The organism is Enterococcus cecorum (assembly GCF_052119425.1).
Classification (GTDB): Bacteria; Bacillota; Bacilli; order Lactobacillales; family Enterococcaceae; genus Enterococcus_E; species Enterococcus_E cecorum_C.
Genome location: NZ_JBQKFH010000004.1, coordinates 72,419 through 88,270 on the forward strand (window position 1 = coordinate 72,419; position 15,852 = coordinate 88,270).

General features: G+C 39.6%; 16 protein-coding genes. 1 reads left to right on the forward strand and 15 read right to left on the reverse strand.

Annotated elements, in window-relative coordinates; genetic code table 11:
• Nucleotides 1-116: 116 nt before the first annotated feature.
• The 11 genes from ACTQZM_RS01725 to ACTQZM_RS01775 all read right to left on the reverse strand — a co-directional run bounded on the left by ACTQZM_RS01725 (nt 117) and on the right by ACTQZM_RS01775 (nt 10,926).
• Nucleotides 117-383, reverse strand: a complete 267-nt coding sequence (locus ACTQZM_RS01725; protein ID WP_243198571.1) for a hypothetical protein — start codon at nt 381-383, stop codon at nt 117-119.
• Nucleotides 384-491: 108 nt separating this feature from the next.
• Nucleotides 492-2,699 (reverse strand): Stk1 family PASTA domain-containing Ser/Thr kinase, encoded by a 2,208-nt coding sequence (pknB, locus tag ACTQZM_RS01730; protein WP_441652706.1) that lies wholly within the window; start codon nt 2,697-2,699, stop codon nt 492-494.
• Entirely contained in the window at nt 2,689-3,435 is a 747-nt protein-coding gene (locus tag ACTQZM_RS01735; protein ID WP_441652707.1) for a Stp1/IreP family PP2C-type Ser/Thr phosphatase, read from the reverse strand. The genes pknB and ACTQZM_RS01735 overlap by 11 nt, the downstream gene beginning before the upstream one ends.
• 42 nt (nt 3,436-3,477) lie before the next feature.
• On the reverse strand, nt 3,478-4,842 hold the full coding sequence (gene rsmB, locus ACTQZM_RS01740) for a 16S rRNA (cytosine(967)-C(5))-methyltransferase RsmB (protein ID WP_441652708.1): 1,365 nt from the start codon (nt 4,840-4,842) through the stop codon (nt 3,478-3,480).
• On the reverse strand, nt 4,835-5,782 hold the full coding sequence (fmt, locus tag ACTQZM_RS01745) for a methionyl-tRNA formyltransferase (RefSeq protein WP_441652709.1): 948 nt from the start codon (nt 5,780-5,782) through the stop codon (nt 4,835-4,837). The genes rsmB and fmt overlap by 8 nt, the downstream gene beginning before the upstream one ends.
• A 4-nt stretch (nt 5,783-5,786) precedes the next feature.
• On the reverse strand, nt 5,787-6,281 hold the full coding sequence (def, locus tag ACTQZM_RS01750) for a peptide deformylase (protein ID WP_016250687.1): 495 nt from the start codon (nt 6,279-6,281) through the stop codon (nt 5,787-5,789).
• Between the two features lie 12 nt (nt 6,282-6,293).
• The gene (gene priA, locus ACTQZM_RS01755; RefSeq protein ID WP_441652710.1) at nt 6,294-8,708 is read right to left on the reverse strand and encodes a primosomal protein N'; all 2,415 of its coding nucleotides are present in this window, start codon (nt 8,706-8,708) and stop codon (nt 6,294-6,296) included.
• Between the two features lie 84 nt (nt 8,709-8,792).
• Nucleotides 8,793-9,092: a DNA-directed RNA polymerase subunit omega gene (gene rpoZ / locus ACTQZM_RS01760; RefSeq protein WP_016250685.1), complete on the reverse strand. Its 300-nt coding sequence runs from the start codon at nt 9,090-9,092 to the stop codon at nt 8,793-8,795.
• Nucleotides 9,093-9,097: 5 nt separating this feature from the next.
• Entirely contained in the window at nt 9,098-9,712 is a 615-nt protein-coding gene (gmk, locus tag ACTQZM_RS01765) for a guanylate kinase (RefSeq protein WP_047242632.1), read from the reverse strand.
• Between the two features lie 131 nt (nt 9,713-9,843).
• A complete protein-coding gene (locus tag ACTQZM_RS01770; protein ID WP_441652711.1) occupies nt 9,844-10,698 on the reverse strand; it encodes a YicC/YloC family endoribonuclease in 855 nt (284 codons plus the stop codon).
• 3 nt (nt 10,699-10,701) lie between these two features.
• Nucleotides 10,702-10,926, reverse strand: coding sequence for a YdbC family protein (locus tag ACTQZM_RS01775; protein ID WP_016250682.1), 225 nt, complete (start codon nt 10,924-10,926; stop codon nt 10,702-10,704).
• A 590-nt stretch (nt 10,927-11,516) separates the two neighbouring features.
• Here ACTQZM_RS01775 and ACTQZM_RS01780 point away from each other — a divergent pair.
• Complete coding sequence (locus ACTQZM_RS01780) at nt 11,517-12,278, forward strand: hypothetical protein (RefSeq protein ID WP_441652712.1); 762 nt, start codon at nt 11,517-11,519, stop codon at nt 12,276-12,278.
• 44 nt (nt 12,279-12,322) lie between these two features.
• On the opposite strand, the gene ACTQZM_RS01785 is transcribed toward ACTQZM_RS01780, so the two are convergent.
• The 4 genes from ACTQZM_RS01785 to ACTQZM_RS01800 form a co-directional block, all read right to left on the reverse strand.
• On the reverse strand, nt 12,323-12,802 hold the full coding sequence (locus ACTQZM_RS01785; RefSeq protein ID WP_441652713.1) for a hypothetical protein: 480 nt from the start codon (nt 12,800-12,802) through the stop codon (nt 12,323-12,325).
• Nucleotides 12,803-12,929: 127 nt separating this feature from the next.
• Complete coding sequence (locus tag ACTQZM_RS01790) at nt 12,930-13,508, reverse strand: alpha/beta hydrolase (RefSeq protein WP_441652714.1); 579 nt, start codon at nt 13,506-13,508, stop codon at nt 12,930-12,932.
• 17 nt (nt 13,509-13,525) lie between these two features.
• Nucleotides 13,526-14,482, reverse strand: coding sequence for a VOC family protein (locus tag ACTQZM_RS01795; RefSeq protein ID WP_441652715.1), 957 nt, complete (start codon nt 14,480-14,482; stop codon nt 13,526-13,528).
• Nucleotides 14,483-14,911 (reverse strand): MarR family winged helix-turn-helix transcriptional regulator, encoded by a 429-nt coding sequence (locus ACTQZM_RS01800; protein WP_441652716.1) that lies wholly within the window; start codon nt 14,909-14,911, stop codon nt 14,483-14,485. It lies immediately after the preceding gene.
• Nucleotides 14,912-15,852: the final 941 nt, after the last annotated feature.

Consider the following 15,852-nt stretch of genomic DNA (forward strand, 5'->3'; position numbering starts at 1 on the left):
CTATTATGTATCAAAAGGGCTTTATTATTTTTAGCGAGGCTACAGCTAACTTGCTGATAAACTAAAAAAATCAAATAAAACCGTCTGTATCACAACAACTACAGGCGGTTTTTGGGTTATTTAATTGGATCAACGGATAGCACCGCATTAGTTGAATTTACAAGTACAGTCGTGCCATCCTCAAATTTGATTTGTAATTGCTCTCCTTCATAATCGTCCCACGTAGCTACCTTGCCTTTTTTTATCGTGCCGTCTGGTAATTTGACCATCGCGTAGTTAAATGTATAAGTCGTATCAAAAAATTGTTTATTCCCACAGGCACCTAGTAATACCAAGCCGATACCTAACACACTGACCATGACTAACTTTTTCATTTTTTTCATTCCTTTTCGTCTTTTTCCTCATTATACCAAGAAGATTGAGACAACACGATACGGCTTAAGATGTAAAAAATCCTAGCTAAACGTTTGGTGTCTAGCTAGGATATATTTTTATGGAACTTGGATGGTGGTCGCTTTAGAGACAACCATTGAGACTTCTTTGCCATTATCTCTTTGGGCGTAAATCGTTGCGGAACCACCTTGAGCGACTGAAACATCAACACTCACTCGTTTGTAATTACTTGAAGCATCCACAATAAAGGATTGGACTTGTTTTCTCACATCACCGGTACTAGCATCTTTTAGCCAAATGGTAATGGTTTGGCCGTTATTATCGTTTTCGCCACCGGTAAAGTTCGCAACGACATCCACAGTGAAATTACTCAAGTTGCTACCTTTAGAAAGTGTCACAGTCACACTGCTATTTTTCTTCACTTTTTCACCTGCACTAGGATTAGAGCGAATGACTTGGCCAGCTGGGACTTGATTGTCATAGTCTTCTTCAAAGTTCACCGTTAATCCCGCTTCTTTGGCGGCACTTTGAACTTCTGACTTACTCATTCCCGTAAAATCAGGAACGCTGACTTCATTTGGTCCTGAGCTAACCACAAAGTTAATCATCGTCTTGCCTGGTGTCACACTAGAACCCCCAGAAGGCGTTTGACTTAAAATCGTACCAGCTTCTTTATCACTTTCTTGTTGGGTTTGTTTGACTTGTGATTCATTGATACCATTATTCGCCAAATCAAGTAAGGCTTCATTAATCGATGTACCTACATAATCGCTAATCTTGATTGGTTTGGCCCCTTTGCTGACTACAAATTTAACCGAAGTCTTATCTGGAGTCACTTCACTATTTGCTTCAGGCGTTTGTGAGATAATCTTTCCTTTTTCAACCGTATCACTATATTCTTCTTTTTTCTTAATCTTGCTTTCTTTAAAATCAAGTTTTACCAGTGCTTCAACCGCCTCTTTATAATCCATATTAGTGTAATTCTTCATCTTAATTTTCCGACCACCAATACTGATATAAAGCACAACTTCTCGACCCTTTTGCACAATCGCTTTGGCTTCAGGATTCGTCTTGACTACTTTACCCTCTGGTATTTTATCACTGGTAATTTCTTCGGTTTGCCCAGCGGCTTTTAATCCAGCTTCTTGTAACTTGCTTCTTGCAGCTGATTCGGATAGATTGCTGACATCTGGCACGCTAATCTCGTTTTTACCACCACCTAAGACGCTAAAGGCAATCACAACAATACCTATGATTAAAGCAGCCGCAATCCCTAGGAATAATAATTTCTTCTTACTCTTAGGCTTTTGCTCCTTAGCTTTTTTCTTCGATGGTATTGGTTTTTCCTCAGCCTCTTTTTCTGGTGTAGTTACGTCTTCTTCCACTGGTACCGCACTTGGAACTTGTTCCGTTAGATTTGGTAGGACCTTGGTTTCTTCAACATGGCTAGCGGGGTGCCAAATCGGTTCATTCAAACGACTTGGATCCAATACTGTAGCCAAATCAGCGCTCATTTCCTCTGCACTTTGATAACGGTCGATTGGATCTTTGGCTGTAGCTTTTAAGACAACATTTTCTAAAGATTGTGGGACATTACGATCATACAAACGTACAGAAGGAATCTCTTCTTGGAAATGTTTCAACGCAATGGTCACCGCTGACTCACCGTCAAATGGTACTTTTCCTGTCAGCATTTCATACAAAATAATTCCAATCGCATAAATATCGGATTGATTCGTCGCCATACTTCCTCTCGCTTGTTCAGGAGAAAGGTAATGCACCGAACCTAACATACTATTGGTTTGGGTAATGGAAGTTTCGGATAATGCCACCGCAATCCCAAAGTCCGTAATCTTCACCGTACCAGATTCATCAATCAAGATATTTTGGGGTTTTAAATCGCGGTGAATAATCCGATGCTGATGGGCCAAGGATACCGCAGACAAAATCTGTTGCATAATATCCACAATACGGCCATAAGGAATTGGATACTGCGTCTGGATATAGCGCTTCAAATCCATGCCCTTCACGTATTCCATCACTAAAAATTGCGTTTCGCCTTCTTGACCCGCATCATAGACCGTCACAATATTTGGATGGACTAACTCTGTGGAAGCAAGCATCTCTCTTTGGAAACGACGGATAGCTGATTGATCATTTAAAAAGTCATAACGCAACACTTTAATCGCTACTTCGCGGTCCAAAATCAAATCGCGGGCTAAAAAGACATTGGCCATACCCCCGCTACCGATATTGCCTAAAATCAAGTAGCGACCATTAAACTTTTTCCCGATTTCAGTCGGCATCCCTTTCACCTCCTAAAGAAATAACTACGGCTGTAATATTGTCTAAACCACCCGCATCATTGGCTTTTTGAACTAATGATTGCAAGGCTTCTTCTAAGTTTTCAGCAAAAAGTATGGTATTGGCGATTTCGGCATCACTGACCATATTCGTCAAGCCATCTGAACAAAGCACGAGATAATCCCTAGACTGTAGATAAAAACTGGCAACATCCACTTCGACCACACCGGGCATACCGACTGAGCGCAATAAGACATTTTTACGCGGATGATTGGCTGCTTGTTCTTGGGTAATTTCTCCTGATTTGACCAATTCATTGACTAGCGAGTGGTCCTCAGTTAATTGCTGTAATTTGCCTGAACGTAAAAGATAAATACGACTATCTCCCACATGGGCAATCGTGAATTGATCTTCAAAAATGGCTACAGCAACAATCGTGGTACCCATTCCAGCTAATTCGACAGCGCCAGCACCCATTTCAAAAATCGCTTGGTTTTCGATTTGAATTTGTTGAATCAGCCATTGCGCGCATTTTTCTGGATCAATGATTTCACTTGCTTGCCAGGAAGCCCCGAGCTCTTCTACGGCTTTTTTGCTAGCAACATCGCCTGCTTGATGTCCTCCCATGCCATCAGCTAGAATCGCTAAAGGATAATTAGCTTGATTGTAATAGACATCTGCATAATCCTGATTGGTATTACGCTTTTTACCGACGTCACTTAAAAAACGAATTTCCATCGCTCTCACCTCTTTAAAATCGTCACTTGTCACGCGATTTTCCTATTTTTTCTCTAAGACCGCAATAAAAAAGCCGTCTGTTTGATACTGATGTGGATAAATCGTCAACATTTGATTATGCACACTTTGAGGCAAGTGGGCAAAAATTTCAGGCGCTACCAGTGAAAAGTCTGGATTCTCCTGTAAAAATTGCATCACTACCCCTTGATTTTCTTCCGGTGCAATTGTACAAGTGCTATAGACTAATCTTCCCTTTGATTTTAACACACTTGCGGCACTTTTTAATATTTGTAATTGAATTTTTGGCAATTGTTTAAAATCTTCCGCCGTTTTTTGGTACTTAATATCTGGTTTTCGACGCATTAAACCAAGGCCTGAGCAAGGTGCATCCACTAAAATACGGTCAAAGCTATTAGGTGTAAAATGCTCATGAATGGTTTTGGCATCCATTTTGACTGCCTGAACGACCTCATCTACATGTAGACGCGCGGCATTTTCTTGGATGAGCTTAATTTTATGATCATGAATATCTAAAGCCGTGACTTTTCCGCCGGCTGCTTGATCTAAAAAGCTCGCAATATGCGTTGTCTTGCCACCAGGAGCCGCACATGCATCCAAGACCTGACTATTGCCTTGAACTTCTAGTGCACGGGCTACTAACATCGAGCTTTCATCTTGAATGGTCATAGCGCCTTGCTTAAACAACGTACTCCCTGCTAAAAAGCCTTTTTGTGCCACAATGCCATCTGGTGCAACCGTACTTTTGTGCGCTTCAATGCCTTCTGTAGCTAACTGCTTTATGGCTTCCGTGCGACTAATCATTGCCGTATTCACTCGAGCAGAAACATGACTTGGTTCAAATAAAGATAAGCCTAATTTTTCGGTTTCTTCTATGCCAATTTGTGCGACCAACTTTTCCACGAGCCACTTCGGCATACTGATTTTCACACTTAAACGCTCCATTGGGTCGTGAATTTGTTCAACAGTTGGGACCCCTTGACGTTGAATATTGCGCAAGACGCCATTGACAAATTTAGCGATCCCAGGATTTCCCTTCGCCTTAGCAATCTCCACAGCTTCATTGAAAATCGCATGGCTTGGCACTTTATCCAAATAATTTAATTGATATAAAGACATTTCTAATAATGCCAATACCCAATCATCGACTTTTTTCGCTTTTTGGATAAAAGGCGCCAGTTGATAATCTAACAGCATCCTACGCGCAATCGTCCCGTAAAGCATTTCTGTATATAATTTAGCATCTTGGGGATTTAACTGATTTCTTTCAATGGCTTGTGCAACCAATAAATTCGAGTACGCGCCCCCTTTTTTCACTTTTAATAAGCTATCTAAGGTCACGAACCGTACCGAATGCTTGATTTTACTAGGAATTTTACGTTTACTCATGCAGGCCTACTTTCTCACCGACTTGTACGTGTTGACCGACGCCATTTAGAAAATCTTGAATCGTTTGTTTCGCCTTACCCGCAATTTGTAATTCGTCAATCGCTAAGGTCGTTTGTTGGCCACAAGCAATCACTAGACGTTTTTTAGATTTCTCGATAATCGTACCCGGTGCCTGCGTCGTCGTTTCCTCAAGAACGGTCGCGCGATAAATCTTCATCCGCTTGCCTTGATAAGTGGTAAATGCGACCGGCCATGGATGCATTCCACGAATTTGGCAATCAATTTGTTGGGCAGTCTTTTGCCAGTCAATTTCTTCTTGTTCACGGGTGATATTTGGTGAAAAAGTAACGCGTGCTTCTTCTTGAGGGGTTGGTTTTAAGCCATCCAAAATTTTAGGCAACGTTTCTAATAATAAATCACGTCCTAATAAGCTTAACTTTTCAAACATCGTGCCTACATCATCTTGCGGCGTAATAGGTAATTTACTTTGCGCATAAATGCCACCGGCGTCCATTTTTTTAATCATTTCCATAATGGTGACGCCTGTTTCTTTTTGACCATCGATAATCGCATAATGAACAGGAGCGCCCCCACGATAAGCCGGTAAAAGAGAAGCGTGGACATTGACCGCACCAAATTGTGGCACTTGCAATAATCTTTCAGGTAAAAACTGACCAAAAGCTGCGGTCACAATCACATCTGGGTTTAAAGCGATAATTTCGTCTAATTCTTCAGATTGACTGATTTTTTCCGGTTGATATACAGGTAAATTTAAATCTAAAGCCGCTTGTTTAACGGGTGGAAATTGAATTTGTTTTTTTCTGCCTACTGGACGATCCGGTTGGGTAACCACGGCTAAAACTTCATACCCCGCTTCTACTAGTCCTTGTAAAATTGGCACTGAAAAAGCTGGGGTGCCCATAAATACTACTTTTGTCATCTTGTCACTCCTCATTTTCTCTTGATTCATAATAGCTTTCTAGGTCTTCTTCTTTGATTTCTTCAATTAAATGATCCGTAAATAAAATTCCATGTAAGTGATCAATCTCATGTTGGAACGCACGCGCTAAAAAGCCCTCTGCCTCGACTTCATATTCATCGCCAAGACGGTCATAAAAACGGACCTTTACATAATCTGCACGCTTGACCGTACCATAGAAATGCGGAATACTCAAACAACCTTCTACATCGATGTCTTCTCCGGATTGTTCGATAATTTCTGGATTAATTAACTCAAATTTGTCGCCTTCTTCTACTTCCACAATGGCCACTTTCAAATCTGAGCCAACTTGCGGCGCGGCAATCCCCACGCCATCACTTGCTACCATGGTTTCGTACATATTATCTAAAAGGGTGAGTAACTCAGGCGTGATTTGCTGCACGTCCTTGGTTTCTTTTCTTAAAATCTCATTTGGAACTTCAACAATATTTAATAACATCTATTCCTCCGTTTAAATATAATTCAATGGCTCATGGTCAATCGAGACAAACAAGCCTTTTCTTTGCTCAGCTTGGGTTTTCATCAGGATATCTTTAAGTAAAGCTGATAGGTGTGGTTCGTGTTTATATTTAATAATCATCTGATAATAATATTTATTTTTTACCCGCATAATCGCACTAGGACTCGGACCTAAAAAGATGGCTTGCGGACTCAAATGGGCTTTGAGCTGATTATAGATGGCAAAACTCATCTTGGCAGCGACTTGTTCCACTTCATGCGTACAAGTAATTTTCACCGTGAAATAATACGGTGGATAACCGCCTTGGTGACGGATAAACATTTCTTGTAGGTAGAATTGTTCATAATTTTGACTTTGTGCAAGGGTAATGGCGTGATGCTCTGGGTTAAAGGTTTGAATCACCACTTCGCCAGCCTTATGCGCACGACCTGCCCGACCACTGACCTGTGTTAGCAGTTGGAAAGTCCGTTCACTCGAGCGAAAATCCGGTAAATTAAGTGAAGTATCTGCATTTAAGACCCCCACTAAAGTAATATCCGGAAAATCCAGTCCTTTGGCAATCATCTGTGTCCCTAACAAAATATCTGCTTTTTTCTCACCAAAAGCTTTTAACAAACGTTCATGTGCCCCTTTTTTCCGGGTGGTATCGACATCCATCCGAATAATTCTCGCTTCAGGAAACAACTCTAGCGCTTCTTCTTCAATTTTTTGCGTCCCTGTGCCATAATAACGAATTTTTCGACTGCCACACATTGGACATGTATGTGGAATCGCTTCTTCATGGCCACAATAATGACAACGCATCTTCTTGACATCCATATGCAAAGTCAGGGAAATATCACAATTCGGACAAGGCAGCACATATCCACAATCTCGACACATCACAAAAGAAGAATAACCCCGACGATTCAATAGTAAGACAATCTGTTCCTTTTTTGCTAGGCGGTCAGCAATTTTATCTTGTAGAATTTGTGAGAAAGTCTGGGTCTTAGGATTTTTGGCCTCATTTTTCATATCGACAATTTCCACTTGCGGTAGTTTGGCATTTGGATTGGCACGCTTAGGCAAGGTTAAGAGTTGATAGACATTCTTTTGGGCACGGGCTCTGGATTCCAATGATGGGGTGGCACTTCCTAGGACAATCGGGCAATGATGGAACTGCCCACGCCAAATGGCAATATCTCTCGCATGATAACGCGGTGCCTCATCTTGCTTATAGCTTGATTCATGCTCTTCATCGATAATAATCACACCAATATTTTCCAAAGGCGCAAAAACAGCCGAGCGCGCACCGACGACAACTTGGGCCTCTTTGCGTTCAATTTTGCGCCATTCATCATATTTCTCGCCTTGAGAAAGCCCGCTATGCAACACCGCAACCAAATCTCCAAAGCGCCCCTTAAAACGCTCAACCATCTGTGGCGTGAGGGAAATTTCTGGCACGAGCATCATCGCTGTTTGTCCATTTTTCAAGACTTTATCAATAATTTGTAAGTAGACCTCGGTTTTCCCACTACCGGTAATCCCCTCAAGTAAGAAAGTCTTGGCCTCTTTCATTTGATTGGCTTGTAAAATCGTATCGCAGGCGTATTGTTGAGACTCATTTAAAGCAAGGTGTGCAGTTTTTTCAAAAGTCTGATTAGCAAAAGGATCACGATAGGCCTCCACTTCTTCAAAGGCTAACCAACCTTGTTCTTGCGCTTGATTTAAGACACTTGTAGAAATTTTGCGCTCAGTATAATATTTCACTGGCAGATAAGCTAAAGTGGCTAATTGTTGCAGTAGTTCTTGCTTTCTCACCGCAGTTTTACTCTGTTGTAGTTGCAATTGCTCATAGGCTTCTTTACTTAATAGCGGACGAACATAGCGAATCGTCTTGACTTGATTCTTGTTTTTAACCAAATATTCTAATCGCACTTCTTCTGCTTGGACCGCTTTTTTCAATTCAGCCAATAATTGTTTTTCTTCCGCCTCAGCAAATGATAAGACGGCACTTTCCTGAAAGTAGGACGCAACTTTAGATTTTGGATTTAACAGGCGGAATTGCTTATCATAACTGGCCTTTAAAAGCGCAGGAAGCATCGTCTGTAAACAAGTAATCTTAAAAGCAAAAGTCGTTTCTTTCATGTAATCCGCTAGTTGTAGTAATTCTTCATTCAGTACGGGTTGTAGGTCTAAACAGCGAATCAATGGCTTCAATTCGATTTTGTCTTGAGTCAATTTTTCTGGATGGACTTGTTCAATTGCGAGGACAAAGCCTTGAATATGACGATTTCCATTGCCAAACGGTACCTCTACTCGCATCCCGACACTGACGACATCGCTTAAATTTTCCGGAATCAGATAGCTATACGGCTGGTCTGTCTGCATAGTCGGCACATCGACAATCACTTGAGCAATAAACATCTACTCACCTGCTTTCTAAAACATCTCAACTAATGAAAAACCGACATAGAGATTGCTTTCAAGGCTCTATATCGGCTAACATCATCATTTATCTGTGGCAACTTTTTCTTCTAGTTCACGTTGCTCGGCTTCTTTTTGAGCTTTGCGTTGTTCTTCTTCCATTTTTTGTCTTTGACGCTTCAACTCAGGATTTGGATCGTTAATCACAGTTAAGGCATCAATTTCTTCCAAAGCTTTCCCTACACTTTTTACAGAATCAAAATGGTCTAAAGTTCCTTGGGCTCCTGCATCTAGTTCGTGTGCACGTTTACTAGCTAAAATAACTAATGAATACTTAGAATTGACCCGGTTTAATAGTGAGTCAATCGATGGTTTTAACATCATAATTTTTACAACTCCTCTATCATTTTTCTATATTTATCAATTACGCGATCGACACGAAAATGTTCGCTAGCGATAATCTCTTTGATACGTTTCACGGCTTTTGGTACTTCATCGTTCACCACGGCATAGTCATATAAAGCCATCATTTCAATCTCTTCTTTCGCTACTTTCATTCGTTGATCAATCACATCTGCATGATCGGTTCCACGATTGACAATTCTCGAACGTAACTCTTCCAAATCTGGCGGCGTTAAAAAGATAAATACCCCATCTGGCACCTTTTCTTTGACTTGACGGGCACCTTGGACTTCAATCTCTAAAAAGACATCCTTGCCCTTTGCTAAAGTCTCTTCTACATAAGAAAGTGGTGTACCATAGTAATTGCCGACATATTCAGCATATTCTAACATCTCGCCTGCTTCAATCAAGGCTTCGAACTCTTCTTTTGTCCTAAAGAAATAATCGACACCTTCTTCTTCTCCTGGACGCATATTTCTCGTCGTCATGGAAATTGAATATTGGAAGTCATTATCGCTACTTTCAAAAATAGCTTTTCGTACCGTGCCCTTTCCCACACCGGATGGACCGGATAATACAATAAGTAATCCTCGCTCTGTCATAATGGGTCCTTTCAAACTTATATTGTTTACATTACATTTTGCACTTTTTTTTGAAAAGTTTCAAGAATAAATTCCGTATATGAGAAAGTTTATAGGAAAAAACTATGCATTCTCTTTTTTGCGTTAATTTTTTACTCTACGTTTTGAATTTGTTCGCGGATTTTTTCTAAGATTGTCTTTAATTGGATGACATAGCCTTTTAAGGTGACATGACTCGTCTTAGATCCGATGGTATTGACTTCACGATTCATTTCTTGCACTAAAAAGTCTAGCTCTCTTCCTATAGGCACCTTTTTTTGCAAGGTAGCGGCATAGGTCTGTAAATGAATGTTCAAGCGGTCCATCTCTTCGTGGATATCGCCTTTTTCTAATAAAATGGCTAATTCCATTAAAAGGCGATCTTGATCCACCACACCGCCTAAGTAATCTTGTAATTTCTTTGTATAGCGCGCTTGATATTCTTTTTCATAAACATCTTGAAAAGCGACTAATTGCGTTAAGACGGTAGCTGCTTCTTGACCTTGCTGCTGTAAAACTTGGTAAATTTGCTCACCTTCTTGCGCTCTTTTTGCCACTAATTGATCTAAAGCTTGGTCTAAAGCACTAAGTACCAAACCTTGCAAACGCTCTGTCGCAATTTCTTGATTGGTTACTTCGATAAATTCTTCGCGAAGTAATAATTGACTAATCAAATTTTCTGGTGAAACTTCCGGCAATTGTGCCATCACTTGGGTAAATAATTCATGATTTACCTTAGCTTTTTTTGAGCTAGCCTGCAATTCCTCTAATTTACAAATTAATTCGACCCGACCACGACTCAATTTTTGACTAACTTGCTTTCTAATAGCTAAATCAAAAGCACTCATCCCCGTTGGCAGCTTTAATTGCACATCTAAAAAACGATGATTCACACTCTTGATTTCAATATTTACACGATAAGCCTCATCTTCCACACTGGCTTTTCCAAAACCTGTCATACTTTTCATCATTTACACCTGCATTTGTTCTAAAGTCGATTTTAAAGCGGCTAGTTCTTCATTTGTCAAAGTAATTCCCTTGCCCATTTTTGCGTGTTCGCTATCCCAATCACGTAGGTCAAATTTCGGTGGTCGTCCATTCCAACTCACCAAATTCAGTTCTTTCTTCCATCCTTTTGCATTTTCTGACAATACGGCAATGTGTTCGACAATCTCAAATGAAAATGAATCTGCCATCGCTTTTCCTCCTTCAATTTTTCCATTTTTTAGGCACACCACTCAAATTTTCGCACGTCTGATCGAGCTGAGTGATAGCCTCTATTAGTCCGCGTTCTGCGAGTAGCTACTTGCGCGTATAAGCCAGCCCGTCTTGGAAAGTCTTTACTTTTCGGACTTTCCTGACGTTCTGGAAAACTTATCCGCTTGTAGCTAACCGACCCGCATCACGCTCCTATCCAAACGGCATCCCTCAGCTAGACGTATTGAAAATTCGCCCCTCCAAATTGGAAAATCCTTAACCTCGCTGATTTTCCATTTGGCGGGTAACACACGAATTTTCGCACGTCTGATCGAGCTGAGTGATAGCCTCTATATATTATATTCGCTTTTTTTGTTTGTTTGCGTTTTTATTATACTATGAAATTGGTTTGAAAGCGAAATTTTCATTTTGGGTAGGTATTGTTGTTGAAAATGCCAATGAAAGAAAATGATTTTCCATGAAAACGATTAATGATAATCTTTTGTAATATATTTTTAAAAGAAAAGAAATGATTATTTTCCCTTACTTTATTGTAGAATGAAAACAGACTAGGAAAGGAGTTTGTCAGATGAATTCACCAATTTTTGTACATATGGATACCACTAGCAATGTCGTTTTGAGTCGCGGCATCCAAGCTAAAGATTTCCAACGAGGTCTGATTCATCGTCCGAATAATCTCCTTTTACTGAACCCAGCTAGTCTTGATGGTGAATTTGAAAACCATACGAACTTAAAAGTCATAAAAGGTAGTTTTGCGGTCGAACAATTTTTACAAAACATGTCTAAACGTCGTAACAATCAAGATGTGCGTTGGATTGACTTTACCGACTTGACCATGATTAAAGAACTTTCCGCCTTAGAAATTTCCGAATTACTTTATCTTGGTCATATGAAAACACACCTTCATTCACCATTTTTCTATAAATTACAAAACAATTTCGTCTACTTCGATTTAGGTGATGACCTATTGCGGGTTTATTATCGTTATATTGAAGAATTTTATCGCATTTTGGCCAAACAAATTACTTGGATTATTTACCAAGAATTAAATGACCAACGCCCTTTCTTCAAACGCAAACCAATCGAAGTACCGACTTTACCCATTGATTTGGTCAAAGATTTACGTGAATTATTAAAAGACGGTCTAGTTTTTTACTTTCCAAAAGCTAAAGTCACCAATAAATCTTTTGAAATTCCCCTTTATGCCGCAGAAGAAGCCGGATTGAAGTTAAGCCAACAAACCATTAAGTCTAAGGATTTTGTCGGTACGCTCACTTACTATCCAAAACAAACTAAATGGGAATTAGATGCCGAAGAATTATATCTGTAAACACAATGTCCACCCTACTCATGTAAAATAGGATGGACATTTTTTTATTTCGTTGTCACACTGAATATTTTTGCCTGGGCTGCTTGTGAATCGGAAAGCTCAGATACCGATTTTTGTGCTTTTTGATAGATTTTTTCATCATTGGTAAAAATCATGCTGCCTAACTTTTCTGGAAACTGATCCTTATTAGCTACAAACGCTGCATATTGATACGATTTATCAAGTTTTAGACGTGAGGTAGCGCCAATATCACTCTTCTTATCCTTGAGCTCTATTTCATAACCATTCTTATCTACTTTGATACTCAATTGTAATTTCATGGCAGTCGGATATTTATCTTTAGCAATCTCTACAGCCTTTTTATCCTCAACCTTGACGACAAATCCTTCCTTTTCTTGCAGTTGCACAGTGTACACGCCTTGTTGATCGGTTGCTTGAATCCTTTCATTGGCTTGTTTTTGTCCACAACCAAAACTAATCACCCCAATGACAAACAGAACTAACCCTAACCATTTGCGTTTCATCCAAATCACCTCATTTTTATTGACTTTCCACTTATATTGTAATCGTTTTTTTGTTATGTTCAAGAATTTTCTGATAATTAAACCTAAAAAAGAGAGCTTACCTATGGTGGCAAACTCGCTTTTTTTCTTATGCATTTAACCATTTTTTGACTTTTTCAATTTCAGCATCACTGACTCCATGTCCTCCATCCAACAGTTCTAACTGCGTATCTGGAAAAGCACTTTGTAATCTTTTCACGAGTTGCATACTTGCGCCAGGTGACACCAAAGTATCTAGACTCCCTGCTGTCACTAATAGGCGTTTAGGTTTACTTGAAGGCGTGAAATCAAATTGAAAATCACTTGGATGTAATAATATCACTTGATCCGCAAAATCTGGATGTTGGCTTAAAATTCCTTGTAAGAAATTTGCGCCATTCGAATAGCCGATTGCCACAATTTCACTTGCTGTAATCTCTAAGCTGTCCCAAAGTTCTAAAAATCGCGAAACTTGGTGCGTAAAATCTTCGCGGTCCAATTCTTGATTGACCAAAGGATTGAAATAGCGGCGATTCACCCCTACTCCTTTATCGCCTAAAAAACTAAGCACACCCGCTTTAGCATCTAGTTCCTCTGTTAAAAAATACAAACTATATAAGTTGCCTCCAGTGCCATGAAAAGTGACAAAAAGTCGTTGATTCCTTCCACGATTATTAAGATAACGCATCAAACTCGCCTCTTTTCTTATCTTTCTTGTTGTGCTAAATCACGTTCAATCGTTGCGCGTTGGTCTTCTAAAAAGCTTGGTAAAATTAATTCATACTCATCAAAAGTCGCTTGTGGTGTTTGTAAGTATGGCACGCGATCAATTGGCGGGGTTGCAATTTCATATAAAATACTATTTGGTTCACGATAATATAAAGATTGGAAAAATTCACGATTCACAATTCCCGAATGATGGATATTTTCGTCATCTAAGTATTGTGCAAAAGCTGCCAAAGTCGCTTCATTATCAACCCCAAAAGCAATATGATGCATGCCACCTACGCCTAGTCGTTCGCGCTTATTGTCTTTATCTTCAATTAAGTATATTTCATGCTGCCACAAATTATGGATATGTAAAGGAATTAAGGTGTGATTAAAATAATCGATTGGCTCTTCTTGGGTAAATCCTAGGCGGGTGGTCAACATGTCTAAACTTGCTTCTAAATAACGCACTCGTAGGAAGACTGCCCCCATTCCAAAAATCAAATGTTCATCAGGAATTTCTGGATGTGGCGTTCCTTTAGCAATCGAGGCATCTTTAGCCACCATCAAGCCTAACTTCATGCCGTCAAAATCTTCAAAACGCAAAATTTCTTGATTGCGGAAAGTCTCGATACCATAATGTAAGACCCCCATTTTTTCTAAGCGTTCTTGCCAAAAGTAAAGCGAGTCCACTGATGTCACCAAAAACATCACCCGTTCAATCGCATTGGTACCAAATTGATTATCACGAAAATGACTCATCTCAAAAACAGTAAACTCGGTCCCTTCCCGTGCTTCTTGATCACCAAAAAATAAGTGATACATGGTTGGATCATCTTGATTGACGGTCTTTAAAAACATCTTTAGGCCTAAAATATTCGTATAGAAATCATAAGCTTTTTTTGCACTTCTTACTAAAACTGATACATGGTGAATGCCGGTATTTTTCATCATTCATCGCTCCTCTATCTTTTCTTGACTTAATTTTGTTAATAATTGAAAGAGTGTTTGTAATTCGTCTTTAGATAATGAATCAAACATCTGGGCTTGATTGGTTATTTGTTTATCATAAACTTGACTTAATTTTTCTTGTCCTAAAGCAGATAAGAAAATATGTTTTTCCTTTCCGCAAGCCTTCTTTTCAATGAGTCCTGCTTGTTGCATCCGCTGTAATAACCGCGAAATCCCACCTTGCGTGACAGTTAATTGATTGGCTAGTTGTTGTTGGCTGATGGGCTGATAGCGTTCGATTAACACTAAGACTTCAAATTGAGCTGCAGTTAACCCGTCTTGTTGTAAAAATTCATTAGATTGTTGATTCATGCGTGCGGTCAGTCGAGCCATCCGCAACCAAACCAAGACAGCTAAAGGTAATTTCTTCATGTTCCTCACCTCTTGACCATCACTTTACATGTAAAGTGAAATTTTGTCAAAGAAAAAGACTCCTCACTTGTGAAGTAAGAAGTCGTTCATTTTTACTACTTATGAATCAGCAATTTTCTCAGTGGTAGATATACACACGAATTTCTTTCGAGGCTTTCCAAGCTGCTTCACGACATTTATACTCGGCGTTCGAAGGGTAGCTCCTGTGCATCTAAGCCGGACTGTCTAGGAAAATCTCAACATACGATTGATTTTCCTGACATTCCGGACAACCTTAGCTGCTTGGAGCTAATCGACCCTTCTCACGACCTTTTAGCTGTTTACTCCGAAGTGTGCGACATATATAATCCAAAGTGTGGCTAGAATGACTAGTAAGCCTAACAAAATTTTGACGATTAAGGGGATTCTTAATTGTTCGCGTACTTTATAGCTGACAAACGCGACTAAATACATTAAAAAGCTGGGAATCATAAACAAAAATTTTAACCATAGGATACTAGCCATGCTACTCACCTTCCTTTATCTTATTGAAAATCTTTAAGATCGCCGCCCATGCCACCAACTAAACCAATTAAAATCAAAGAAAACCAATGCAGAATAGTTTTAACCGCTTTCATTTTTGTCATCCTCCGCTTCTTTTCTTCAAATTTATTCTGCCATCTTATCACAAGTTAATTATCCGTCTTGGGAATGATTGTGGAAAGTTGAGCTAAAAAATTTTGAACTTCTTTCATTCCTTGCCTTTCAGCTACTTTGAAAAAGCATTTATTCATCTCAACTATATATCATTCCAAATTTTTTCACAAATAATAAAAAATCCCCCACAACAGTGATATGTACCCAGAATCCTGGACACATATATGAACTAGGCGGAACACAAGGATGCTAACCTGTACTTTGCAGGTGGCATCCATTTTGTTTTTGCCTGAATTCTTTCGTTA

Bases quoted from the DNA above. Each gene is read 5' to 3' on its own strand.
- gmk (WP_047242632.1), bottom strand. From the start codon at position 9,712: ATGACAGAGCGAGGATTACTTATTGTATTATCCGGTCCATCCGGTGTG.
- ACTQZM_RS01790 (WP_441652714.1), bottom strand. From the start codon at position 13,508: ATGCGTTATCTTAATAATCGTGGAAGGAATCAACGACTTTTTGTCACT.
- ACTQZM_RS01770 (WP_441652711.1), bottom strand. From the start codon at position 10,698: ATGAAAAGTATGACAGGTTTTGGAAAAGCCAGTGTGGAAGATGAGGCT.
- ACTQZM_RS01785 (WP_441652713.1), bottom strand. From the start codon at position 12,802: ATGAAACGCAAATGGTTAGGGTTAGTTCTGTTTGTCATTGGGGTGATT.
- ACTQZM_RS01775 (WP_016250682.1), bottom strand. From the start codon at position 10,926: ATGGCAGATTCATTTTCATTTGAGATTGTCGAACACATTGCCGTATTG.
- rpoZ (WP_016250685.1), bottom strand. From the start codon at position 9,092: ATGATGTTAAAACCATCGATTGACTCACTATTAAACCGGGTCAATTCT.
- ACTQZM_RS01735 (WP_441652707.1), bottom strand. From the start codon at position 3,435: ATGGAAATTCGTTTTTTAAGTGACGTCGGTAAAAAGCGTAATACCAAT.
- fmt (WP_441652709.1), bottom strand. From the start codon at position 5,782: ATGACAAAAGTAGTATTTATGGGCACCCCAGCTTTTTCAGTGCCAATT.
- ACTQZM_RS01780 (WP_441652712.1), top strand. From the start codon at position 11,517: ATGAATTCACCAATTTTTGTACATATGGATACCACTAGCAATGTCGTT.
- def (WP_016250687.1), bottom strand. From the start codon at position 6,281: ATGTTATTAAATATTGTTGAAGTTCCAAATGAGATTTTAAGAAAAGAA.
- ACTQZM_RS01795 (WP_441652715.1), bottom strand. From the start codon at position 14,482: ATGATGAAAAATACCGGCATTCACCATGTATCAGTTTTAGTAAGAAGT.
- pknB (WP_441652706.1), bottom strand. From the start codon at position 2,699: ATGCCGACTGAAATCGGGAAAAAGTTTAATGGTCGCTACTTGATTTTA.
- ACTQZM_RS01800 (WP_441652716.1), bottom strand. From the start codon at position 14,911: ATGAAGAAATTACCTTTAGCTGTCTTGGTTTGGTTGCGGATGGCTCGA.
- priA (WP_441652710.1), bottom strand. From the start codon at position 8,708: ATGTTTATTGCTCAAGTGATTGTCGATGTGCCGACTATGCAGACAGAC.
- rsmB (WP_441652708.1), bottom strand. From the start codon at position 4,842: ATGAGTAAACGTAAAATTCCTAGTAAAATCAAGCATTCGGTACGGTTC.
- ACTQZM_RS01725 (WP_243198571.1), bottom strand. From the start codon at position 383: ATGAAAAAAATGAAAAAGTTAGTCATGGTCAGTGTGTTAGGTATCGGC.